The 24,868-nt window shown below is 61.3% G+C and carries 13 protein-coding genes; 4 read left to right on the top strand and 9 right to left on the bottom strand.

What is annotated here, in order from left to right; all coding sequences use genetic code 11:
• Entirely contained in the window at positions 1 to 975 is a 975-nt protein-coding gene (locus VHX65_17755) for a hypothetical protein (GenBank protein ID HEX4000401.1), read from the bottom strand.
• A 273-nt stretch (positions 976 to 1,248) separates the two neighbouring features.
• On the opposite strand from VHX65_17755, the gene VHX65_17750 reads away from it, so the two are divergent.
• A complete protein-coding gene (locus VHX65_17750; protein HEX4000400.1) occupies positions 1,249 to 2,031 on the top strand; it encodes a hypothetical protein in 783 nt (260 codons plus the stop codon).
• 37 nt (positions 2,032 to 2,068) lie between these two features.
• Here the strand turns inward: VHX65_17750 and VHX65_17745 are convergent, their stop codons facing one another.
• The 4 genes from VHX65_17745 to VHX65_17730 form a co-directional block, all read right to left on the bottom strand.
• On the bottom strand, positions 2,069 to 2,956 hold the full coding sequence (locus VHX65_17745; protein ID HEX4000399.1) for a transglutaminase family protein: 888 nt from the start codon (positions 2,954 to 2,956) through the stop codon (positions 2,069 to 2,071).
• Between the two features lie 167 nt (positions 2,957 to 3,123).
• Positions 3,124 to 5,694 (bottom strand): circularly permuted type 2 ATP-grasp protein, encoded by a 2,571-nt coding sequence (locus VHX65_17740; GenBank protein HEX4000398.1) that lies wholly within the window; start codon positions 5,692 to 5,694, stop codon positions 3,124 to 3,126.
• Positions 5,695 to 5,865: 171 nt separating this feature from the next.
• Positions 5,866 to 9,420 carry a transglutaminase family protein gene (locus VHX65_17735; GenBank protein HEX4000397.1) on the bottom strand — a complete coding sequence of 1,185 codons (3,555 nt, stop codon included), beginning with the start codon at positions 9,418 to 9,420 and terminating at the stop codon, positions 5,866 to 5,868.
• A 235-nt stretch (positions 9,421 to 9,655) separates the two neighbouring features.
• Complete coding sequence (locus tag VHX65_17730) at positions 9,656 to 9,838, bottom strand: hypothetical protein (GenBank protein ID HEX4000396.1); 183 nt, start codon at positions 9,836 to 9,838, stop codon at positions 9,656 to 9,658.
• A 362-nt stretch (positions 9,839 to 10,200) separates the two neighbouring features.
• Here VHX65_17730 and VHX65_17725 point away from each other — a divergent pair, with 362 nt between their 5' ends.
• Positions 10,201 to 11,136 carry a transglutaminase family protein gene (locus VHX65_17725; protein ID HEX4000395.1) on the top strand — a complete coding sequence of 312 codons (936 nt, stop codon included), beginning with the start codon at positions 10,201 to 10,203 and terminating at the stop codon, positions 11,134 to 11,136.
• Between the two features lie 125 nt (positions 11,137 to 11,261).
• On the opposite strand, the gene VHX65_17720 is transcribed toward VHX65_17725, so the two are convergent.
• The 3 genes from VHX65_17720 to VHX65_17710 form a co-directional block, all read right to left on the bottom strand.
• Positions 11,262 to 11,492 (bottom strand): hypothetical protein, encoded by a 231-nt coding sequence (locus tag VHX65_17720; GenBank protein ID HEX4000394.1) that lies wholly within the window; start codon positions 11,490 to 11,492, stop codon positions 11,262 to 11,264.
• A gap of 161 nt (positions 11,493 to 11,653) precedes the next feature.
• Complete coding sequence (locus tag VHX65_17715) at positions 11,654 to 12,781, bottom strand: Gfo/Idh/MocA family oxidoreductase (protein HEX4000393.1); 1,128 nt, start codon at positions 12,779 to 12,781, stop codon at positions 11,654 to 11,656.
• Between the two features lie 94 nt (positions 12,782 to 12,875).
• On the bottom strand, positions 12,876 to 13,271 hold the full coding sequence (locus tag VHX65_17710) for a hypothetical protein (GenBank protein HEX4000392.1): 396 nt from the start codon (positions 13,269 to 13,271) through the stop codon (positions 12,876 to 12,878).
• Between the two features lie 155 nt (positions 13,272 to 13,426).
• Here VHX65_17710 and VHX65_17705 point away from each other — a divergent pair, with 155 nt between their 5' ends.
• On the top strand, positions 13,427 to 17,854 hold the full coding sequence (locus VHX65_17705) for a PVC-type heme-binding CxxCH protein (protein ID HEX4000391.1): 4,428 nt from the start codon (positions 13,427 to 13,429) through the stop codon (positions 17,852 to 17,854).
• 101 nt (positions 17,855 to 17,955) lie between these two features.
• Here VHX65_17705 and VHX65_17700 read toward each other — a convergent pair whose 3' ends face one another.
• A complete protein-coding gene (locus tag VHX65_17700) occupies positions 17,956 to 19,104 on the bottom strand; it encodes a DUF3592 domain-containing protein (GenBank protein ID HEX4000390.1) in 1,149 nt (382 codons plus the stop codon).
• Positions 19,105 to 19,401: 297 nt separating this feature from the next.
• Here VHX65_17700 and VHX65_17695 point away from each other — a divergent pair, with 297 nt between their 5' ends.
• On the top strand, positions 19,402 to 24,609 hold the full coding sequence (locus VHX65_17695) for a bifunctional serine/threonine-protein kinase/formylglycine-generating enzyme family protein (GenBank protein HEX4000389.1): 5,208 nt from the start codon (positions 19,402 to 19,404) through the stop codon (positions 24,607 to 24,609).
• The last annotated feature ends 259 nt before the right edge of the window (positions 24,610 to 24,868 follow it).

Raw genomic sequence — 24,868 nt, 5'->3', positions numbered from 1 at the left:
TCACCCGGACGCAGCCGGCCCGAATCCCGGCAATTCTTTCTGACGCGGCGGGTTGAGCCGATCGAACAGCCGCTGCCGATAACCGTCGGCCAAATGCATCATCACTTCGACCACCAGCAGATCGGCTCGGGTCATCACATGCCGAGCGCTGCGGCTGCCGAGGCCGCCAACCAATTCCTCGAGCACCTGTAGATGCAGCATCATGGTTTGCTGCGGCGTCACGCCCGCGGCCACCAAGAGCTCCGCCAGCACGCGCATCTGAGAGCCGAGATTGCCAGAGCCCATGATCACGTAGGCTCGCAACAGATCGGCATAGTGGGCGATGAGATTGGCCGGCAGCGGCGATGCGAGCGACACGGTCGCCGAAAACGGAACGGCGGCAGACCGTTTGCCGTTCGCGGGCGGCTCGTCGACGATCTCGATTCCCTCCAACTCGGCGATCAGCCCGCGTTGCTCTGCCAAGAGCCGGTCGGCTTCTTGATGTTCGTATTCCAATCGCTTCCGCTCGGCCAAGGCGAGTCGACGATTCTCTTGAACCAGCCGGCACCGCTCGATCGCTCGGGCTGCGATCCAAAGCAAGGCGCGGGTGGTCGACGCATCGACGCAAAGATAGGCATCGGCGCCGGCCTCGAAAGCTTCGGCTTCGACTTCCGGAGTGAGGGAAGAGCCCAGGATAAGGATCGCGCTTTCCAGGCCGCCGGCTCGAAGGCCTGCGGTCAGTTCCAAGGCGTCGAGTTCGTTCGCTTCGTGGCTTACCAGCACGATGTCGAACAGTTCGTCGCGCAGCCGTGCCGCGCCGGCCGCCGCGCCGACGGTTTCCTCAAGGAGCACCTCCGCCGCGCTATCCACGGCAAGCGCCTCGGCCAACCAACCGCCTGTGCGACCGCTGCCGGTGATAAACAATGCTCGCATCCGTAGCGGCAGTCCGCCCCAATGAGCGGTTGTCTGCGGCAAATCGCGATCCGCTGTCGCCATGGTCGGAAACCGGAGTTTGAATTGCGCGAGCCGCGGCCCATGCCTTTCGAGGGCGATACTTTAGCGATGTGCGTGGCAAGGGTCAATCTCGCGATGCTCGGTCGCAGGAAATTATCGCCAGCTTGCGAGAATCGGCGCCAAGCTATGACGACTGCAATGCTTGACAGTGGGATCGATTGCTAGCGACAATCGCGGTTGACGTTGCTTTTCGGGATTTCACTGCCGTTGGGACACGCACCCCGGATCGATCGTGACGGAGCGAATAGGTTTAAGATGGCCGAGATCGTAAGAGGCCGATGGCGGTTGCAAATCGCGGTGTTGGTAATTGTTGCTGTATCCCTCGCCGCCGCGTCCGGATGCGGGTCGAGTGCTTATGGCGAGAAATTTCAGCATCGGCTCGAACAGCTCCGCATCAGTTCGGAGTTCGCCGTGCTCCGCCGCCCCACCGACGACCTGGCGATCAACTTTCGCATTCCTCAATTGTTCAAGAAGGAATTCACTGCGATCTCGGCCGATCCGGAGAGAGAGAACACGCGAATTCTGCGGCAGAAATTCGCGCCGTGGTTCTTGCCGGATTTTCCCGGCTTGGAGAGGATGTTCGAAGGGGATTTCGTCGTGAAGGACACGACCAGTCCGCTCTTTTTGTATATCGGCGAGGGGGACCCGGCGGCGATTAAAGGAAAATTCCCGTATCAAGAATGGCGCGACCGGCTGAAGCGAGCTCGATTCGAGCCCGGCGCCTGGGAGCCCGTCGATGTGCAAACTTCCACCGGCGGCAAGCTTTCCTGGCAGCGGCTGACCGCAAAGGGGAAGTCGGCCTACGATGTTGTTAAGTCCGGCAAACCGGATATTCCGGCGGTCGATACGTTCTTTCAGATGTGGGTTTACGAAACGCCGCAGGCCGTTGCCGTACTCGGTTGGTGGTCGACCGAAGAAGCCCGAGTGCCGAGCGACATCGAGAAATTGGCGTCGCTTACGGCGGGGACGGCGATCGTTTCGTCTTCGGTGACAGTGGCACCGGCGCCTGTTGCCGCCGGAACAGTCAAAAAGAAATGAGCGCTGTGGCGGCGCGGGGACTGTGCCGCGGGGACGACTAGCCTGCGCCATCGGCCGGCAGCGGCATCACGTCGACGGCCACGGTCATGCCGTTGTGCCCCCCGCCGATATAGACTCCCTTGATTGGGCTCACGTCGCTATAGTCGCGGCCCCAGGCCAGCGAAACGTGCTTCAGCGACGGAATCAGATCGTTCGTCGGATCAACGTCGATCCAGCCATGCTCGGGCGAGAATGCCGAGATCCAAGCATGCGACGCATCCGCCCCCACCAGCCGGGGCTGCCCCGGCGGAGGCGAGGTGACCAGGTAGCCGCTCACATACCGCACCGGCAGCCCGAGCGATCGCAGGCAGGCGATTTGCAGATGGGCGAAATCCTGGCACACGCCCCGCCGTAGCCGAAGCACCTCGAGCGGCGACGTGCGAATGTTCGTGGCCGATTTATCGTACTTGAATTCGGAATAAATGCGGCGCGTCAGATGCAAGAGCGACTCGAGCCATGGCCGGCCGGGAGCAAACGATGTCGCGGCATAGGCGGCCAGTTCCGGCGCCGTCGGCACGTGCGGGGACTCAAACGCATATTGATACGCTTCGAGCACTGCCGGGCTGCGATCGATGGCCAATTGATCGCGCACCGCTTCCCACGGCATTTTGCTCGGCGCCAGTTGCGGCAACTCGGTCACGCGAACCTTGCTCAGGGCCGTAACCGATAGCCGCTGGTGCCCCTCCTCGACGGTGAAAAAGCTGACCGAATTGCCGAAATAATCGAGCACGCTTTCGATCCACTTCGGCTGCGGCTTGATGGCCAACCGGTTCGAAATACAACTTTGTCGCAGATGATCGCGCGGCGTGAGGTGAACTTCGTTGTGGCAATACGGCACCGCCTCGGCATAGCTGTAGACGGTTGTGTGCGAGATTTTGTAGTCCAAGGGAGAGGCAACGGTGAGGGTGAGGGTGAAGGGGAACGAAATGACGAAGGTCTAATGACGAATGTCTAAAAAATGACGAAGCACGAATGTCGAAGGGCTTTGCGAACGTTCGTCATTAGGCATTCGTCATTCTTTAGACGTTCGTGCTTCGACATTCGTCATCTTCTTCACATGGGGCTTGGGGCAACGGGGCGGATTTCGGTTAGCTGACGCGGCGGGCCGGCGTGGACCAGATACTTGTGCGTGATGCTGTCGGAGAGACTGCGCAATTGCTGGGCCACGCGAGTCAGCAGACGATCGAGATTTTGCCGATAGCCTTCGCGATCGACCGTCGCCAGTGAATTGATGTCGGCGAGGCGCATGCCGGTAAGCACGGCTAGCATCGTCCGCTGCTCGGTATTGAGCATTGGTTCGCTTTCGTCGCGCGGCAAATGCTCGGCATGATCGGCCAATGCCACGAGCTGAAATCCAACCGAGCGTGGATTCGTTTCGTCGGTCATCAACAGGTCCAACACCGGGGCCAATCGCGGCGCGGTCTGATACCGATTGCGGTAGGTCATCGAGCTATCGGCAATTTCCAGGAGGGCTTCGAGCACCGGGGTTTCGTCGGTCTGCGCGGTGACTAGCGTGCTTCGCAACAGGTTCATCGATTGCAGCGATCGCTCCAAGCGACGACCCATGTCGAGGAATCGCCAGCCCGGTCCGCGCGTCATGCTTTCCATGCCCAAGCCGCTGAACGCGGCCAGATCGACGATCATCGCGTTGAGCATCGCCAAGACGTCGCTGAATTGGATTGACGCCGGTTTTTCGCCGGGCAGAAAATCGTGTTGCACGCGGTGCAGGATCCGCCAACTGTCGAGCGAAATTCGATCGCGGACAATCGACGCGACGTGGTGCATCCGCGTCAACGTTCGCCGCAAGCTGCCGATCCGATTGGGATCGAAAATGAAGGTGAGAATTTCTCTTTCGATCACCGGGATTCGCTCGCCGGCGGCATGCACGACGAATTCCGGCCGAATTTGTCCCTGATCGGCGAGCGCGTGTAGCAGCGGGCTGAGATCCGTGAGACCGCTGGGCTCGGTTTCGCTCGTGAGCCGCAGCACGACGCTTCGCAAGAGGCGAATTGTTCCTTCGGCCCGTTCCACGTCGCGGCCGAGCCAATACAAATTGTCAGCCACACGGCTGGGCAAGTCGTTTCCACTGCGCCTGAGCGGCACCGGTGTTTCCGGCGGGTGAAGCAAACTCACTGCCGCCACCGGCCCCTCGGAGATCACCCACACGTCTTTGCTCCCTTCGCCGGCCAAAAGCGAATCGCCTAAGCGGTCGCCATGGGCCGAGGCCCGCATCAGGCCGCCGGGCATCACTTCATAGGAATCTTTCGTCGCCACGAGAAACGTGCGCAGCGCGACGTGCCACGGCCGCACGCCGCTCGCACAAAGCACCGGGGCCGTCGAGCGGCTGATGAATTGCTGCCCGACGAACTCTCGCGGACGGGCCTTGATCTTGGCGATCAGCTTGTCGCGATCGGCGGGCGACAGTTGGCCGACGAGAGTGGCTTGCGCCGACACGCCGCCGAACGCCGGCTTGATCGCCAATTGTTCGAAATTTTTTAGCACGTGGGTCAGATCGTCGGGCCTGGCGCACCACCAGGTTTTCACCGATGGAATCAGCAACTCTTCGCCCAATAGCCGGCGGCAAAGCTGCGGCAAGAAGCTCAACAAGGCCGACGCTTCCAAAACGCCGCTTCCGAGCGCGTTGGCGACGATCGCATTGCCGCCGCGCACCGCTTGCAGAAGGCCCGACACTCCGGTATCGCCCGGCAATTCCAACGGATCGCAATCTTCGTCGGCGATGCGCCGCAGAATCACATCGCTCTGGATCAGGCCACCGAGCGTTTTGAGATACACGCGGTTGTCGCGCACCGTCAGATCGCCTGCCTCGACAAGCGTGTAGCCGAGATAACGAGCCAGATAGGCGTCTTCGAAATACGTGACGCTGGTCGGGCCGGGGCTCAACAGCACGATGCGCGGGTTTTCGCGATGGTGGGCCGCCAATCCGCGGAGCGTTTCGCGCACCGACATGAAAAACGACGCCAATCGTTGCACGCGGCAATCTTGAAACTTGTTCGGCAACATCCGCGAGATGACGATCCGGTTTTCCACCGCGTAGCCCGCCCCCGAGGGCGCTTGCGTCCGATCGGCCAATACGATCCAGCGGCCATCGTCGGCCGAGCGAGCCAGATGCACCGCATAGAGGTGCAGATACGTGTCGTGCGGCACGCGTACGCGATGGCACGGGCGGAGGAAGTTCGGATGTGCGTAGACAAACTCGGCCGGCAAATCGCCCGAGGCCAGCAGCGTCTGCGGGCCGTAGATGTCGGCCAGAATCATGTTCAGCAGCCGGGCCCGTTGCGTGAGGCCGGCCGCGAGCGCCGTCCATTCGGCGGCCGGAACCAGAAGCGGCAAGGCGTCGAGTTCCCACGGCCGGTCGCGGCCCTGCTCGTCGCCATGCACGTTGTAGGTGACGCCGTTTTCGCGAATCAGCCGTTGGGCGATTTCCCAGCGCCGGCCCAACTCGGGCCGCCCCATCGCGTCGATCGCCTCGACAAACTGCGTCCAATGCGGCCGCACGACGCCCGGAGCGCTAAACATCTCGTCGAATTTGCCCGTCGGCGGGTTATATCCGTCAAACAGGCTCGTCGCCTGAGGATCGCGAGGAGACGAGATTGCAACGCTCATGCAGTGGGAACGCTAGGGCGATGGGCTGAGGGCAGATGCCGATGACGAAGTGCGAGATATGTTGTTATATGAAATCGAAGCCATTGGCGAAAAGACAGGTTCTCCGGAACGACAACGACTGCCTCAGGATGGCCCGGCGAATTCCGGATGCCGAATTTTTTCTGCGGCAACTTAGTTCCTCCGCAGATCGAGCGTCAGCGGGAAATCGCAATTGCACTCTTCCTTCGCCGCAGGCATCGGGCCGGGCGTGTGGCCCATTTTGAAGAACCTCGCGACACGGCGGCTCTCGGCTTCATTGGCATTCACGGGGAACGTTTCATAATTTCGCCCGCCGGGGTGGGCAACGTGCCAAGTGCAACCGCCGATCGATCGCCCACTCCACGTGTCGAAAATGTCGAACACCAAGGGCGCGTGGACCGGGATCCTCGGATGCAAGCAGTTCGCCGGCTGCCACGCCCGATAGCGCACGCCCGCCACGAATTCGCCCACCGTGCCGGTCGGATGCAGCGGCACGCGGCGCCCGTTGCAGGTGACAATATGCCGCGGGTCGGTCATGGCGCAAACTTTCACTTGCAGCCGTTCAACCGATGAATCGACGAATCGCGCCGTACTGCCGCCGGCCGGCTCTTCGCCGAGCACATTCCAAGGTTCGATCGCCGCACGCAGCTCCATCCGCAAGCCCGCGTAAGCCACCTCGCCATAAACGGGAAAGCGGAATTCCAGATGCGGCGCGAACCAGTCGGCGTCCATTGGGTATCCCGCCCGGTTTAAATCGGCGACCACGTCGGCAAAATTCTGCGCGACGAAATGCGGCAGCAAGTAGCGGTCGTGCAACACGGTGCCCCAATGTGCCAGCTTTTGCCGATACGGCACACGCCAAAACCAGGAAATCAATACGCGCAGTAGCAACTGTTGCGTCAGGCTCATCCGGGCATGCGGCGGCATTTCAAATGCCCGAAACTCCAGCAAGCCCAGCCGGCCGGTGGACGTGTCGGGCGAGAATAATTTGTCGATGCAAAACTCTGCCCGATGCGTGTTGCCCGTCAGATCCGTCAGCAAATGGCGGAACACGCGGTCGACCAACCACGGCGGGCAACCGCCTCGATCGGGAATCTGTTGAAACGCGATTTCCAGTTCGTACAAACTGTCATGCCGGGCCTCGTCGATCCGCGGCGCCTGGCTCGTCGGCCCGACAAACGTGCCGCTGAAAAGATACGATAGCGACGGATGGTTGTTCCAATACGCCAGCAAGGATCGCAGCACGTCGGGCCGGCGCAGAAACGGACTCTCGGCCGGCGTCGGCCCACCGAGCACGACGTGGTTGCCGCCGCCCGTGCCGGTATGGCGGCCGTCGAGCATGAACTTCTCGGTGCCTAATCGCGACTGCCGGGCATCTTCGTATAGTCCGGTGGTGTTTTTCACCAATTCGTCCCAACTATGCGAGGGATGGATATTTACCTCGATGACGCCCGGATCGGGAGTGACTTTGATCTGGCGAAGTCGATAATCATGCGGCGGTGGATAGCCTTCGATCACAACCGGGAGCGACAGTTCACTTGCCGTCGCTTCGATTGCCGCGACCAAGGCCAAGTAATCTTCAAGCCGGAGGATCGGCGGCATGAAGAGATGCAACCGGCCCTCGCGCGCTTCGATGCACAATGCCGTGCGAATCACCCCCTTGGCCGATTCACCCATCGCCGGCAACGGTGCCTCCGCAGCGGCCGCGGCCGAATCGCCGTGCCATTCATGCCCATTCTGCGTCGCGCCGTTTTGTATTGGCGCTCGATCGTTTGCTGTCCGTTCTTCGAATTCAACGCCCCCGCCGGCGCCGAGCATATACGAGGTGGCTACGGGGACGCCCGTGGCCCGCAGTGCGCTGGCCGCTCCTGCGACATCGCTTGCCGCAACCGCGCTGGCCGCAAGGCCGCCAACCGTCGAGCCGACGGGCGCGCGCAGGTGTGGAGGCGCAGGGGCGATCGACGGATGAACAGGCACTCGATCGATGTGATATTGCCGGGCAAGGTCGGCCGGCTCGGGCAGCGGGTCCCGCGGCGCGACCGGATCGAGCGCTTCGGCGAATTCACGGTCCTCGGCGGCCGACCAAGGGAGGCGATCGAGCGGCAAACGGTGTCCCATCGGCGAATCGCCCGGGATCAAATACATCCGCTCGCCGCGGAATCGCCATTCCCGGCTTTCCCACCGTATTGTTCCATCCGGGTTGCGTTGCGGGCTCAACGGCAGCGCGTAGCCGACGACATGCCCGAGCCCCTGCCCGAAAACCTTCGCCAGCCGTTTTCGCTCTTCCGCCGAGTCGAGTTGCGATTTTAGTGGGTCGACATTGACTGGCAGTCGGCCTTCCTTCCATAGATAATGCCACACGTCCTCATAACCGGGGCTGGCTACATCCGGCACGCCCAGCCGCCCCGCGAGCGCGGCCATGAACGAGCGCGCTTCGGCATCGCCATGGCCATACTTCTTGCGATCGTCGGCCAAAAGCGTGGAATCGTGCCAGATCGGCTGACCATCTTTGCGCCAATAGCAGGCCAGCGCCCAGCGGGGCAGTGATTCGCCCGGATACCATTTTCCCTGCCCGGTGTGCGAGAGACCCGTTGGGGCAAAACGTTTCCGCAACCGCATGAGCAGGTCGCCGGCCAAGAGCCGCTTTTTTTCGCCCAAGGCGAGCGTATTCCACTCGGGGCCATCCATATCGTCGATCGAAACAAACGTCGGCTCGCCCCCCATCGTGAGTCGCACGGCGCCCGCTTCCAATTCAGCGTCGACGCGATGGCCGAGCGACTCGATTCGCTGCCACTGGTCTTCGGAATAGGGCTTCGTGACACGCGGATCTTCATGGATTCGCGAAACCGACATCGAGAAATGGAACTTCGCTTCGCATGGTTCGACGGCGCCGGTCACCGGAGCGGCACTGGCCGGGTCGGGCGTGGCCGCCAACGGGATGTGTCCCTCGCCGGCCCATAGACCGGAAGTCGCATCCAAGCCAATCCAGCCGGCCCCCGGCAGGTAGACTTCCGCCCAAGCGTGCAGATCTGTGAAGTCGCTCGCGGGGCCTGAGGGGCCGTCGAGTGATTTGATATCGGCCGTGAGTTGGATCAGATAGCCCGAAACGAAGCGCGCGGCCAGCCCCAGCCTGCGGAGCGTTTGCACCATCAGCCAAGCCGTGTCGCGGCACGATCCGCTCGAAAGCCGCAATGTCTCTTCACAAGTCTGCACGCCAGGGTCCATGCGGATCACATATTTGATCCGCTCATGGAGCAAGTTGTTCAGCTTCACCAGGAACGTTACCGACGATGTTTTCGAGCGATCGACGCTGGCGAGCAATTCGGCAAGCAGAGGCTCGATGGAGCCAACGGCGAGAAACGGTTTCAATTCTTCCGCCAGAACGGGATCGTATTGAAACGGGAAACTCTCGGCCTCGGGTTCTAGAAAAAAGTCGAACGGATTGATCACCGTCATTTCGGCGACGAGATCGACTTCGATGGAAAACTTGCGCGATTTTTCGGGAAAAACGAACCGGGCCAGAAAATTCCCGTGCGGATCTTGCTGCCAGTTGAAAAAGTGTTGTTCCGGCTGCACCTTGAGCGAATAACTGACAATTGGCGTGCGGCAATGGGGGGCCGGGCGAAGGCGAATCGTCTGCGGGAAAATTCCTACGAGACGGTCGTATTCGTAATCGGTCTGGTGATTGATCGCGACGCGAATCGGCATGAAAAAAGCCCTTCAGAATCGATGAGTAGTCACCTTGACCCGAAACGGCCCGGTGCGCGCAGCCCATGCCCACGAATCGGGCAACCAGGGACCCAATCCTGAGCAAACAAGCGGAGATTCGCGATATTTCAGCCGTCGAGCCGTTAAAACGCAAACGCCGTGCCTATTCCGACCGGTGGGTGCCGAACTCACCGCCACGGCGCTTACAGGCTTCGAACGGCCGCCCCTCCAAGGCCTAATCGGCATGCCCAGCCGCAGTGTCATCGTGATAGAGGAAATTGACATCGGCTTCGTCGGTGTCCTCGCAGGGTTCATAATGAACGATCGCCTCAAGAGCGCTGCGGACCCGATTGTAGTCGTCGGGCCAATAGTCGTAGAGCACGGCCGCGACATTCTGCAAGTCAATTTGTTTCGACATGATGCGGACCTCCTTCTCCGAAAACTCGCTTCACACCTTTCGGTTGTGCACTTGGTGTGCCAAATGCAGGAGGCAGGTGAGGGCGAGGGTGATGTAGCAGGGCTTCCCCGCCGCTTGAACCTGTGCGACTTGTATTTGGAATTGGATGAGCACTTTTGACGTCGTGCAATGCGCACATGACTATCAGCGCGCCGGGCAATCGGCCGTTTTCCAAGGTCAATGGACACCCTGTCACGTCCGAAGGCGCGGAAAATGTCGCCGCTAAATCCAACCATTCAGCACCCTTCACGGCCTTGGTATGAAAGATGCAAAACATCGAAACGCCTGAAAACGATCCAATCGTTCAAAAAGGAATTCCTCCGATGGCCGGCGCCACGATGCTCGAACCGCCTCCTCCAACCTCGCCCGTGGCCGCGCCGGCACCAGCGAAAGTGCGCCGTTTGAAAGTGCGGCACGCAAACCGTTTTGAATATGGCATGGAGGTCAACCGTAGTGTCCATCGGCTCCAGCTTCGGCCAGTCCACGATCGACGGCAAACCGTGGTCTCGCACAATTTGCAAATCGATCCAGGTGTAACGACGCACGACTACGAAGATGTGTTCGGCAATTGGGCGACTCGATTCGAAATCAACGAGCCTTACACGAAACTCGCGATCGTCGCCGAATCGATCGTCGAGCTATTGGATGTCGACCCCTTCGCGTTCGCGCGGGTGGAAAAGCGGCCCACGTTTCCCGTGAGCTGGATGCCATGGGAATTCACGATGCTCGCACCGTATCTCGCGCCGGTGGAACTACCGGAGGCGCATCTGCGGGAGATTTTCGACTACGCCATGAGCTTCGTCGTGCGCAATAAATACGACCTGCTCGAAACGCTCTTCGACATCAATCTGACGATGTTTCGCGAATTCACGTACGTGCCGATGAGCACCACCAACGAAACGACTCCCTTCGAAGTGCTGAAGAGCAAACGCGGTGTTTGCCAGGATTTCGCGAACCTTGTGATCTGCATGGCCCGGATGCTGAATATTCCCGCGCGCTATGTTTGCGGTTATATTTTTACGGGCAATACCGGGCCGCAACGCGCCGTCGCGGATGCATCGCACGCTTGGCTGCAGTTGTATCTGCCGGGGGTCGGATGGAAGGGATTTGATCCGACCAACGGCTTGCTACCGACCACCGACCACGTGCGCGTTTCGGTGGGTCGCCATTTTCGCGACACGGCGCCAATCAGCGGCACGATTTATTCACCGGCCAACGAGCGGCTAATCATCGACGTCGAAGTCGCCGAAGTGGAATAGCGGGCTCCGCGCGATCGCCCGAAGCCCGGGGAAGGCTGCATTGCCGCTATCCGCTTGCGACCCGCACTCCCAGCCTTCCCTGGGCTTGCGCTACGATCAATGCTCCCGCGCACCGCCGCATTCGCTCATGCCCAATCGAGCCCGGTCGCTTTCTTGATGCGATGATCGAAGTCGCCCAATAGCCCGCCGATCACATCCCAGCCGTCGTGCCGGCGCACTTCGATATCACCTTGCTGATTGATCCGCACGAGGCATTTGTCGGTTAGCCCTGCGGAACGCAACTGTTCGGGCGGAGCCTCGTGCGGTTCCAATACTTTGGTCATCAGCGTCGAGCCAGACATTTCGATGAATTTCATATCGCTTGTTGCGCTTCCGCGCGAACGCCTTGAACCACAATGCTGTCAGCCCCGTGCCTTTCAGCGCTGTATCTATCAGAATCTTGCTCTGCCGCCACCGTGATTGCAAGCGGGCCAGGCGAGAGCAGCAAGGGCCGAGAACCCCGCTCGCACGACGCTAACTATAGCAGCGTGAATTCCGGCAACAGGATTTTCTCGCCGCCGGCCATCGCCGACTGGTGGGCCAGGATTCCGACGCAGGTCCAATTCGCCGATTGGGACGCATTGGGATGCGGATCGCGCCCTTCGACGAGCGCCGAGATGAATTCGTGGGCCAAGTGCGGATGCGAACCGCCGTGCCCCGATCCCTGCACGAATGACAAGTGCCGGTGTTCTTCGGAATCGTAGACGCCCCGCGTCGTGTATTGCTGAATATCTTTCGGCAGCCGGGAACCATAGTCGGGCACCTTCACGCGCCGCGGCGTTTCGCCGTTGAAGACGATCGCGTCTTCATGCTCGATCTGGGTCCACTCGAACGATTGCTTCGAGCCGTAAACATCGAAACTTTCGCGATACTGCCGGGCAGTGTTGAAGAGCGACCGGGTGATCTCCGCGGACAGATCGGAATCCTGCAATTGGATGTGGCAGGTTTCGACGGCGAAGGACGAACCGTATTTCGGAATCAGATTCTCGTCGATCCGGCCGGAGCCGAAGCAAGAAACGGCCGCCGCTCGGCGGTCGGGCAGCGCCAACACCGGTCCGACGCAATGCGTCGCGTAGTGCATCGGCGGCAGCCCTTCCCAATAGCCGGGCCAGCCGGCCATTTCCTGTTGATGCGATGCGCGCAAGAATTGCAATCGCCCCAGATCGCCCCGCTGGTACATCTCTTGTACGAAGAAAAACTCGCGCGAGTAGACCGTCGTTTCCATCATCATATACTTCAGCCCCGTCTGCCGGCTTAGCTCGACGATCCGCCGGCAATCGTCGACCGACGTGGCCATCGGCACCGTGCATGCCACGTGCTTTCCCGCCTCGAGCGCGGCGATGCTCATCCAGGCGTGGTCGGGAATGGGCGTGTTGATATGCACCGCATGAACGTCCGGGTCGGCGAGCAATTGCCGGTAGTCGCTGTAGCGCCGCTCGACTTTGAACGCATCGCCGATTTGATCGAGTTTTTTCCGGTCGCGCTGGCAGATGGCATAGAGCCGTGCATGCGGATGCCGCTGATAAAGCGGAATGAACTCCGCTCCGAATCCCAGGCCAATGATCGCCACATTGATTTCATTGCCGGCGCCTTCTCGATCGCTCATGCGCAGAAACTCCCTACGGCGTGAAAGTGTGCATTGAGATTCTTCCCCCGAATATCCCATGCGCATTGATCTTCGACCGTGCCGCCCGCAATCGTCATTTGATGTATTTCTTTGCCCAGGCTAGCCGTCGATTCATTTCTTTTTCCAAAAGTTCGATGGCGATATCGAGCGATCGCTTGAAATTTCCCCCGATCTCGGATTCGTCGACCTTCTTTTCGTAGTTGCGGAAAATCTTTTCGAGTTCGCCGGAATATTTTTTCATTTGGGCCGGATCGGGAAAGCAATTGTCAAATTTGTCGAGAACTTTCCCCAGACCCAGGTTGAACTGCTTGATTAGCTGGTTGGCATCCTTCTTGTCGTCGGCGTCGCCCGAGACCTTGATGCTGCCCTTCGCCTTCTTCCAGAATTGATGCATCGACACTTTCTTGAACGCAATGAAAATCTTCTGGTTTGCAGGATCTTCGTCGAGGTTGATTTCAACTTTTGGCACGCAGGGCTCCTTAAGACATGATTTCATTCGGGCGTCAATTGAGCTGCATTATTTCTACCAACCGTCGCAGACAGCAGCAACCGACAGCGGATATTTGTGCCCACCGAAGGAGCAGTGTACGATAATGCTCTGATTGCTTCGATCTAGGGGGATTCATGATATTACAAATCCGCTCGCCGCTTCGTTGCCTGATTTTCGCATTCCTTGCGCTCGCGCCCATCGAGACGATTGCCGCGCACGAACCGGCGGCGAGCGGCGCCGGCCGAATCCATGTGCTTTTGCTCGGCGATCGCACCGGGCATCATCGGCCCGAAGTGTTCGCCAAGGTGATTTCCGCCGCGCTCGGGCCGATGGGCATCGACCTGACGTTCACGCAAAACATCCACGACCTCAACGCCGACAAGCTGAACCATTTCGATTGCCTGGCCATCTACGGCGATAGCGGCGACCTGCCGCCCGCGGAAGAACGGGCCATGATCGACTACGTCGAGGCTGGCCATGGCCTCGTGGCCGTGCATTGCGCATCAAACATCTTCCGCAATAGCCAGCGCTACACGGCACTCATTGGCGGGCGGTTCGAGAAGCACCAAACCGGCGTGTTCCGCGCCCGAATCATCGACGCGCAGCATCCTGCGATGCGCGGCGTGCACAGTTTCGAAAGCTGGGACGAAACCTATGTCCACAATGAATTGAGCGACGATCGCATGGTGCTGATGGTTCGGGAGCACGACATGCAATACGAGCCGTGGACCTGGGTTCGCCGCCAGGGAAAGGGGCGCGTGTTCTACACCGCCTCGGGCCACGATGAGCGCACCTGGAATCAAACCGGCTATCACGAACTTCTGGCCGGCGGAATCCGCTGGGCCGCCGGCCAAGCGACCGACAACAGCCCACCGCTCGAATACGAGCAAACCGCCGTCGGCTTGCCGAACTATCGGCCGAACAAGGGTTCGGGCAACGAAGGCGAGCGCATTTCCGAAGTGCAAAAACCACTCAACCCGGCCGACTCGATCGCTCACATGCATCTGCCCGAAGGGTTTCATGTCGAACTGTTTGCTGCCGAGCCGGAGATCGTCAAGCCGATCGCGATGTCGTTCGACGAGCGCGGCCGGCTGTGGATCGCCGAAAGCACCGATTATCCGAACACGATCCACGAACATCCGGATCGCGAAGGGGGCGATAAGATCCTCGTTTGCAGCGACACTCAATCGCCAAATCCCGCCGACCACCAATTCAAGCTCTTCGCCGACAACCTGAACATTCCGACGAGCGTTTTGCCGATCGGCGGCGGAGCGATGGTGGCGGTTGGAGCGGATATTTTATTGTTGAAGGATAGCCGCGCGAGCGCGGCGGCCCTCGCCCCCAGCCCCTCTCCCAAACGGGGAGAGGGAAGAAGCGTGGTGCGACGCGCCGTCGTCAGCGGATTCAATCGTGGCGATACGCATGGTTGCGTTTCGAATTTGCACTACGGGCTCGACAACTGGATCTATGGCTCCGACGGCTACGACGGCGGCACGGTAAAGGCCGGCGGCGTCGAACATCGCTTCCGCCAAGGCTTCTTCCGCTTCCGGCCGGATGGCTCCGAGTTCGAGTCGCTCGGCCAGACGAGCAACAACACTTGGGGCCTGGGCATCGGCCCGGCGGGCGATATCTTCGGTTCGACCGCCAACAACGAACATTCCGTCTTTCTCGCCATGCCGAATCGCTACTACGAAGCGGTTCGCGGCTGGAATGGTCCGGCGGTCGTCGGCATCGAAGACCACAAGCTGTTTCACCCGGTGACCGACGACGTGCGGCAGGTCGACAATTTCGGCGGCTATACGGCCGCCGCCGGTTGCGAATTGCTCACCGCGCACGCGTTTCCCGCCGATTACTGCGATCGGGCGGCGCTCGTGTGCGAGCCGACCGGCCACTTGGTCCACCTCGATTGGCTCGCGCCGCAAGCCAGCGGTTTCGTTGCCCACGACGGCTACAACCTTATGGCCAGCACCGACGCTTGGACCGCTCCGATCGCCGCGCAGGTCGGGCCCGACGGGGCCGTATGGTTCATCGATTGGTATACCCCGGTTGTGCAACACAACCCCACGCCGCATGGCTTCAAGACCGGCGAAGGCCACGCCTATGTCACGCCGCTTCGCGACAAGACCCACGGCCGGATCTATCGCATCGTCGCCGACGGTTTTAAGACGCCCGTCTACCCGAAGCTCGACGTCGACAATCCGCAAACACTCATTGATGCTTTGGGCAATGAAAACCTCTTCTGGCGCTTGCAAGCGCAGCGGCTGCTCGTGGAGCGCGGCAAGAAAGACATACTTCGGAATCTGGCCGACATCGTGCAGCATCGCCCATCGCCTCCAGTTGGCCCGACATCGGCGGCGCCGCGGGCCGCGGTTCCAATGCCCGATAGGTCGGGCTACGCCGCGTTGCATGCGCTGCGAGCGATGCAAGGCTTAGGCGCGTTTGCCGGCGACCGCGGAGAGTGGGATGCGGCGCTTGTCGCGGGCCTGCAGCATCCTGCCGCAGGCGTGCGGCGATCGGCGCTTGCGTGCCTGCCGCACTCTGCCGGGTCGGTCGAAAAAATTCTCGCCGCTCGTTCGCTGTTCGATCCCGAGCCGCTGGTGCGCAAAGATGCCCTGCTGGCGCTATCGGAAATGCCCGCCACACCCGCAAGCGAAGCGGCAGTGATACAAATGTTTTCCGAAGAGCGGAACTACGCCGATCGCTGGATTCCGATTGCCGTCGTGGCCGCTGGGGCAAAAGGGAATATCGCATTTCTGACCGCGGCCGCCAGGGCCAAAGTGAAACCGGAGGCCAAATTCGCCCCGCGGCTTACCGAAGCGATCCGCATCGTGGCCGAAGATTTTGCCCGCGGCCCGGACCACCAACACGTCGCCGACATTCTTCGCGCGCTCAGCGGCAGCGATGCGACCGTCGCCGAGGCAACGGTAGCTGGGCTGCTCGCGGGTTGGCCGGCCGCCAAGCCGCCGGAGCTTTCCGCGGATTCGATCGAGGGGCTATCAAAACTTTTGGGCCGCCTTTCGCCGAGTGGACGGATGAAAGTCGTCGCGCTGGGCAAGCTCTGGCATGCCGGCGATAAATTCGACGCCGCGGCCGGCGCGATTCGCAAAACCCTCTTGGCAACAATTGCCGACACGAGCGCTTCGGATGCAGCTCGACTCGAAGCCGCCGGCCAATTGGTCACCGTCGGCCTCGACGATGAAGCTACTACCGCGCTGGTCGACGGAATCACGCCCAAGAGCAGCCCCGAACTGGTGGCGGGGCTTTTGGACGCCGTTTCACATAGCAATTCCGCCACCGTCGGCACCGCGCTTGTCGGCCAGTGGAATCAATTGTCGCAGTCCGGCCGGACGGCGGCAGCGGCCGTGTTGCTCAGCCGTCCGCAATGGTCGGCCGCGCTGGTCGAAGGATTGGAAAAGGATCGCGTCGCGCTCGGCGATCTTTCGCTCGATCAGGCCCAGAAGCTCTCGCAGCTTGCCGATCCGGCGCTTGCCGAGCGGGCAAAAAAGGTCTTTGCCCGCGGCGGACGACTGCCCAATGCCGATCGCAGGAAAGTCGTCGATCAATTCATGCCGCAAGTCGACCGCCACGGCGACGCCGCGAAGGGCCAAGCCATCTTCGAGCAGAATTGCGCCAAATGCCATCGGCATGGCAATATCGGCGCCAAGATAGCCCCCGATCTCACCGGCATCGCCGCCCGCAAGCGCAGCGATATTCTAATCGCCGTATTGGACCCGAACCGCTCGGTCGAGGGCAACTATCAGCAATACAACCTCACGACCGAAGATGGCCGAACGTTTGCCGGCCTGCTGGTGGGCGACAATCGCACGACGGTCGATCTGCTCGATGCCGAAGGGAAACACCACGTCGTGCTGCGCGAGAACATCGATTCGCTGGTGAACACGCGGCGCTCGCTGATGCCGGAGGGATTCGAAAAACTCGGGGCTGATGGCCTGGCGAATCTCTTGGAATTCCTGTCGGCGAAAGGCAAATACCTGCCGCTGCCGATCGGCCGCGTGGCGACGATCACGAGTGTTCGCGGCATGTTCTACAGCAAGGATGCCGACGAGCAGCGGCTGATCTTTCCCGATTGGGAGCCGAAGACGTTCGACGGCGTGCCGTTTCATCTGGTCGATCCGCGCGGCGGCACGGCGCCGAACGTGATCATGCTCTACAGTCCGAACGGCGAACTGACCCGCCCGATGCCCAAGAGCGTCAGCTTGCCCTGCAGCACGCCGGCCAAGGCGATCCATTTCTTGAGCGGCGTGAGCGGCTGGGGATATCCATCCAGCCGTGGGCACACCGTGTCGATGATCGTCCGGCTGCACTATGCGGGCGGGGCAACGGAAGACATCCCGCTCTACAACGGCGAGCAATTCGCCGACTACATTCGTCGCGTGGACGTGCCGGGCTCGAAATTCGCTTTCAAACTTCGCGACCAGCAGATTCGCTATTTCGCGGTCTATCCGCAGCGGAAGGATTCGATCGACACGATCGAACTGGTGAAAGGCCCCGACGCGACGGCCCCGATCGTCATGGCCGTGACCGTGGAAACGGGCGAGTAGGTCGCGCCGGCCGAGTCGTAGCAGGCACACTCCGTGTGCCGTCCGCGCTACGCTGTGCGCCGCGCACAGAGCGCGGCGGACGGCACACGGGAGTGTGCCTGCTACGTTAACCGCGACTCCGTCGCGGATGCCTGCTGACGCGGGTTAGCGTCTGGAGTCGGACCCAATCCCACGCGCTCGCGGAGCCAATCGACGAGTTCCCCGGCTTTCGCCCGAGTGTAATACTCGGCGATTTTTTCGCGGCGAGTTGGGTTCGCCGGTTCGGAAAAAACCACGGTCGGGGAAAAGGTCCAGCTTGCGCCCCCCTCGCCATCCGATTTCGCGCGCGCTTCGACTTCGATTCCGCTGACATCCTTGAATCGCATCCCGATCGCTTCCGTGCGGCCGAATGTCGCCGGCAGTGTCAACCGGCCGCGGGCCTCGTCGATCACCAACTGATTCTTGTCGGACGTGCCCTTGATCCAAGTCAGCAGGTACGCGAGCGCTCCGGCGCCGAAAATGATGCCCCAAGCCCAAAGCATGAAAGGAATCGGCGGATTCGCGCCGCAACTGAATCCGACTACGAAAATCCCGATGAAGGCGACAATTGCCACGACGCCTCCAGCATTGAATAGCGGCGACTTCGGCGCGAGTCGCACGCGCGTCGAATATCCATCCTCGACGATTTTCGCCCCGGCCGCCGGAATCCGAAGCAGCCGGCGAAAGAACGTTCCGCACGCCAACATCCACAGTCCGACCATGATGACATTGAACGGCATCATGGCCATTGGTCCGAAAAGGTCGATTCCCTCGATCCCAGTCTTCAGCACCGAAGTAGCCGGATCGCGCGGCGAGTAAAACACGTTGATTTGCCGGTCCACTGGATGCGCTGCCACAAGCCGGCGAACATTCTTCTCATCACCGAGGTTCATTCCGAAACGGTAGCGGTCACCTACGTACTCCCGCCCGCCAACACGATACTTGTAAACGATCTTCGCGCTATAGCTAGTCCCATCGTCGGAGTCGGGTTCGGTCTCGACGCGGCTTTCCGTTACCTGCCCCGCCGTCTTCGCGAATCCCAATGCCTGGATTTGGTGAACGGCGCCGCAGATCATGACGACGTCGAAAACGAGCGTGATGCTGGACCACAGCATTGCCCCGAAGATGAGCCCATTCGTTGACGGCTCGCGCGGCGGCGTCTTTGGCGTGTGTGAATCGTAGTCGAACTTCTTGAACGCAAGCGGCTTGTACGGTTTATAGGTAAGCGGCATTCGCACGGCTCCAAATGGGGCGCGCCGGCAACTCTTCCATAGCGAGACTACCCCTGCTCGAACGCGATTATACACCGCCCGACGATGCGGAAAAACGTGGAGCGCTAGCAAGGGAAGATTAGCCCGATTCCCTTGCTAGCGCGGCGGGCTCCTGTCGCAAACCGCACGCGCTGCGTGTTCCGCGTCGGATGCCGTTCGTCCATCCGATTGGCTCGCGGCCGGCGCGGCGGGTAAACTCTTAATTACCACGTTTATCTAAAAAGTTGCCCGGCACAAACTTCGTGCGAGATCCCACGCGTGGCTGAGCAGTTTCAGCGCGAGTATCTGGTTCGGCTTCCGCTGCCGCTCGCGCAGCTCTATAGCCGGGCGTTCAATGCCAAGGACGCCCGATCGCGGCACGACAATGCGTTTTACCTCTGCGAAGCGCTGGTGAAGCTGGCGGCGGCTCCGGCGGTCGCCTGTTACTTGCACGAGATCGATGCCGGACGTTCCAGGGCCCCAGCCATCGATCGATTGTTGGCCCAATTGGCCTTGCCCTCGCTCGGACAATGGACTGCAATGCTTCGCGAGTTGAGCCGTGAATTCGGCTCGCGGACCGATGCCCGAGCGCACCCCCTCGGCCATTTGTGGAGCCAACTGACCACGCCGCATCGCGATCGTGCCGGCATCGTGGCCCTGTTTCGGCGGATCAAAAACGGCCCGGACGGCCAGCCGGCAGGCGACCACAGTTGCACATTGCTGGAACTGTTCGACGCGCTGGTGCAATATCGCAACGGTGTGTTCGGGCATGGAGCGGCGCGGTTCGATTCGTTCTACGATCAGCAGATGGGGCCGCTTTTGTTTCCGGCCCTGAATGATCTGCTGGCCCCCGATGTGTTCGATTGGGCGGGCCCGCGCGGCAGCCGGCTGGTGTTCATCAGCGACATTCGCGCGCTGGCCGATGGGCAAACGCAGGTCGAGCTGCGCGAGCTCGTCGGTCTCGAAAGCGAACGGCTCGAACCACTCCGCTTCGATTCTGCCGCCGCGGTTTCGCTGCTGCCGGGAAAGGTTTCGCTAGTCTGGCCCGGACGACCGATGCCGTTGCGGCTCGATCCGCTCTTACAGTATCGCGAGACCGATCTGAACGAAGAGGTGCTGTTTCTGAATCGCGATCGCAACGGCCGGCAAGTCGAATATCTGAGCTATACGACCGGCCGCACGGAGCGCGATCGCTCGATGGTCGATGCCTTGGCCCAATTGCTGGGCCGGGTGACCAGCCGCGCAATCGATGAAGCCGATCTCGATCGGCTGGCCGCCGAATCGCTTGCCGGCGCCGCGGCCGGCGAAGCGGCCGACGGCGCGGCGGCTGCGGCGCAACAATTGCCGCAAAGCGATTTCGAAATCCTCGCCGAGATTGGCCGCGGTGGAATGGGCGTGGTGTATCTCGCGCGGCAGATGTCGCTGGGACAATTGGTGGCGCTAAAAATTCTGCCTGCCGAATTGGCCGGCGACGAAGTGGCGCTCATGCGATTTAGACGCGAGATTCGTCATCTTGCGCGGTGCGAGCATCCGAACATCATCAAGGTGTTTTCCAGCGGCACGCTGCCCGACGGCCAGATGTACTACACGATGGAGTACGTTTCCGGCAGCGATTTGGAAATGATCTGGCGCGAGCTTGCGGGGCCGCATCGGCACGGTTCGGCCGATTCGCTGAGCAATCTCACCTGGGCCCGCTCGGTGTTGGCCGCGAGCCGCAAACGGCGCGACAAGGCCGAGCGACCGGCGACGAAGCAGTTGCTTCCGCCGCTAACCGACGAGGCCGTGGCCGACGATCGACCGGGCGGATATGTTCGGCAGGTGGCCACGGTAATGCGCGATGCGGCGCTGGCAGTGCAGGCGGTTCATGAGCAGGGGATCATGCACCGCGATGTGAAGCCGGCCAACCTCGTGCTCACACCCGACAGTTCGCGCGTCGTGCTCATGGATTTCGGCCTGGCCAAGGGGGAAAGCATCTCGGCTTCGATCAGTCGTGCGGGCGGATTTCTGGGGACATTGCGTTACGCCGCGCCGGAGCAATTGGCGGCCGCCACGCTCAAAGTCGGCCCGACCGCCGATATTCGCGGCCTGGGGGCCACGATGTGGGAGCTGCTCACCCGCGAACGGCTTTTCGGCGACGCGGAAGACGAAGCGCAGCTCGCCTATCGCATCCACGAAGAAGATGTGCCGGCGCTGCGCTCGATCGACCCGAGCCTCGATCGTGATCTAGAGGCAATCGTGGCCCGGGCCACCGAGCGCCGCGTGGCCGATCGCATTCAATCGGCGGCACTGATGGCCGAATACTTGCAGCTTTATCTCGATGGCAAGCCGCTGCCGATCCGGCCGGCCGGATTCGTCGAGCGAGCCGTGCGTTGGGCACGCAAGCGCAAGGAACTCGTCGGCGCGATTGTCCTGTCGATCATTGCGCTGTTGGCCATCGGCGTGTGGTCGCTCGTGCAGATTCGCGAGCAGGAGGCGGCGTCGCTCGTGCAAACGCTCGTGTCTGCCGAACCGGAAACCGTGCCGCCGCTCGTCGCCGAAATCCAGCGGCATTGGACCCTGGCCGCGCCGATATTGCGAACACAGTTTGCGGCTGCGGCCGAGGGAACGGAAGAAAAGCTGAACCTGTCGCTCGCGCTGCTGCCGCACGATCCGAGTCAGGTCGATTACCTGTTGCAACGCATGCTCGCCGCCACGCCGACCCAATTGCGGATCATCCGCACGGTCTTGGAACCGTCGGCGAAAGAATTGGCACCGAAGCTTTGGGCGATGCTCGCCACTGTCGCAGCCTCGGGCTCGACGACCAATTCGCCAGATTCCACCGCTAGGGCCGGCGGCGAACAGAAACCTCGTGGAGAGCTATTGCGAATCGTTTGCGCGCTGGCCGATTTCGACCCGCGAAATTCTCGCTGGACGGAAATTGCCACGCGCGCGGCCGGTGACTTGGTGGCCGAAAATGTGTTGTTGGTGGGGCAATGGCAAGAGATGCTGCGGCCGGTGCAAGCCTCGCTCGTGCCGCCGCTCGCCGCCATTTTCGCCGATCCAAGCCGCCCAAGCGGCCAGCGTGATTTGGCCATCGCGCTGCTCTCCGACTATGCGGCCGACGATCCCGACACGCTGGCCCGGCTTGTCGTGGCCGCCAATCCGCAGCAGTATCTCGGCCTGTTTCCGCTGCTTAGCAAGAATCGCGCGCGGATTGTGCAATTGATGACCGCCGAGCTGGCGGAGACGACGCATCCGGATTGGAAAGACCAGCCGCTGAATCCCGCCTGGAAAGCGCCCGATGCCGCGACCGCGAAGCAGCTTACCGATAACCAAGGGATTTTGGCCGATCGATTCGCGATCTGCCACACGCTGCCGCTCGACAATTTTGCGGCGCTCGCGGAATCTTTGCGCACATGCGGTTATCGGCCGATCTGCTTCCGGCCATATGCGGCCGGCGCGACGGCGTTCGTCGCAACCGTTTGGCTGCGCGACGGCGGCGATTGGCGGGCGGCGCAAGACCTCACCTTCGACGAACTCAAATCGCAGGATGGGAAGCAGCGGCAGAGCGGTTTTTGGCCGCTCGATGTCGCGTGCTATCCGGCAGCGCAAACGACGGGCGGCCGGACGGAAGCGCGCTACGCCGCGCTGTGGTCGCGCCCATCGCCGGAACTGCTCGATGCACAACTCGATGTGGGCATCGCCGGCGCGGCCGCTTTCAAGCAACTGCGGACCAGCCGGGAGCAAGCCGGCTATATTCCGCACACGCTCGATTGCACGCCAAACTTCGCCGCCGACAGCCAGCCGCCGCTCTATTGCGCGGTGTGGCTGAAGCCGCGAAAAACCGTCGATCGCGAATCGCTGGTTTACGATTGCGGCCGCGATCGGATTTGGTACGACAGCAAGCAATCGCCGAGCCGGGTGCAAGACGACGTAAGGCTGTCGGTCGCCGCGGTTGATTTAACGGCGGGCAACGCTTCAACAACGAATGGTGCCGGCCCAGTCCCAAGAACCACCAATTCGTTGCATTTCGCAGCCGTGTGGCATGAATCGCCGAAATTCATCTCGCAAGACGTTTTCGGGCTGCGGCCGGACGCAGAATTGAAAACCTGCCAGCAGTTGGCGGCTGGCGCTTGGCGACCCGTCGCGGCGACGGCAGTCGTTCGCGGCGGAATCGACCGTGAGCCGACGCTCGCCGCGGTGTGGCATTTGCCGGCCGTGCCCGACGCGACAACCGAGCGATTGGCGCAAGAGCAAGCGATGGCGGCCGCCACGCTTTTGCGACTCAATCAGCCGGAGCTTGTTTGGCCGTTGTTCCGCCATTTGCCTGATCCGCGGCTGCGGACCGATCTGATTCATCTTCTGAGCCAACTGGGGGCCGCGCCCGAGCCGCTCATCGATCGTCTGGCGGCGGAGAGTGATGTTTCCGCGCGGCGGGCGCTCGTTCTCTGTCTCGGCGAATTCAAATCGAAACAATTTCAGCCCGACGCGTGGAACCATCTATTGGAAACGCTGCGCGGCTTGTATGCCGAAGATGCCGATGCGGGCATTCATTCCGCCGCCGCTTGGACGCTGCGTCATTGGGGCTACGACGACGACGCGCGCCGCATCGACGGCGATCCGGCCTTGCGTTCCGCCGGCAGCCGCGGTTGGTACACGACCGACCACGGCTACACGATGGCGATCATTTCCGGCCCCGTCGAATTCATGATGGGCTCGCCCAACACCGAAACTGATCGCTACAAGCAAGAAGAGACAATGCACCGAGTGCATATTCCGCGCTCATTTGCCATGGCGATGAAAAAGGTGTCGGTCGCCCAGTTTCAGCAATTTCAGCCGAAGTTTTCCTATCCGATCAAATACAGTTCAGCGACCGACGGGCCGATCGTGAGCGTCACCTGGTTCGACGCGGTGCGCTATTGCCAATGGTTGAGCCAGCAGGAAAACATTCCATTGGCCCAATGGTGTTACCCGCCGCTGGCCGAGATCAAAGAGGGAATGCAGCTTCCGAAAGATTATTTGTCGCGCACCGGCTATCGTCTGCCGACCGAGGCGGAATGGGAATACGCCTGCCGGGCCAGGGCCGAGACGAGCCGCTATTTCGGCGAATCGCGCGACATGCTCGATAACTATGCTTGGTCATTTCACAACTCGGCCGAAGGCGACCTCGGCGAACACGCCTGGCAGCTCGGCCGATTGAAGCCGAACGATTTCGGTTTGTTCGACATCCATGGCGATGTTTGGGAGTGGTGCGAAGACCGATACCTGCCGTATCCCGAGCTGCCGCGAAGCACGGCGGCCGAAGACGTGGAACAGAGCGAACTAGTAATCCAGGACACGGAAGCCGACCGTCGAGTGCTGCGCGGCGGCTCTTTTTTGAACCGCGCGCCGATCGTCCGCAGCGCCGCAAGAAATCGTTACCGCGCATCGACGGCGAATTATTACGTCGGACTGCGCGTGGTGCGCACCATCGCGCCGGATGCGGCGGCGCTGCACGCGGGACAATAATCGCGGGCTAAATAGTGCGCAAGGGCCACCTGCACATGCGCGTGTCGTAAGCGATCGCGGCCAACGGTCGCGATCCTACTGCTGAGCGATCCGCAGAGTCGCCCGCCGCGTTTCGTTGACGGGGCAAACTGGGCGAACTAAAATGCCCGCTCTCGATTCCGTAGCGAAAGGCTTGGTACGCGATGCGGCTTTGGCCACGCAGACTGGCGATCGGTCGGCGCGCTCGGCGCGGGTTTGTTGCTGCGCTGCTGGTGATTAA

The sequence above is a fragment of the Pirellulales bacterium genome (assembly GCA_036267355.1).
Lineage (GTDB): Bacteria > Planctomycetota > Planctomycetia > Pirellulales > DATAWG01 > DATAWG01.
This window is presented reverse-complemented; position numbering and strand designations above follow the sequence as displayed.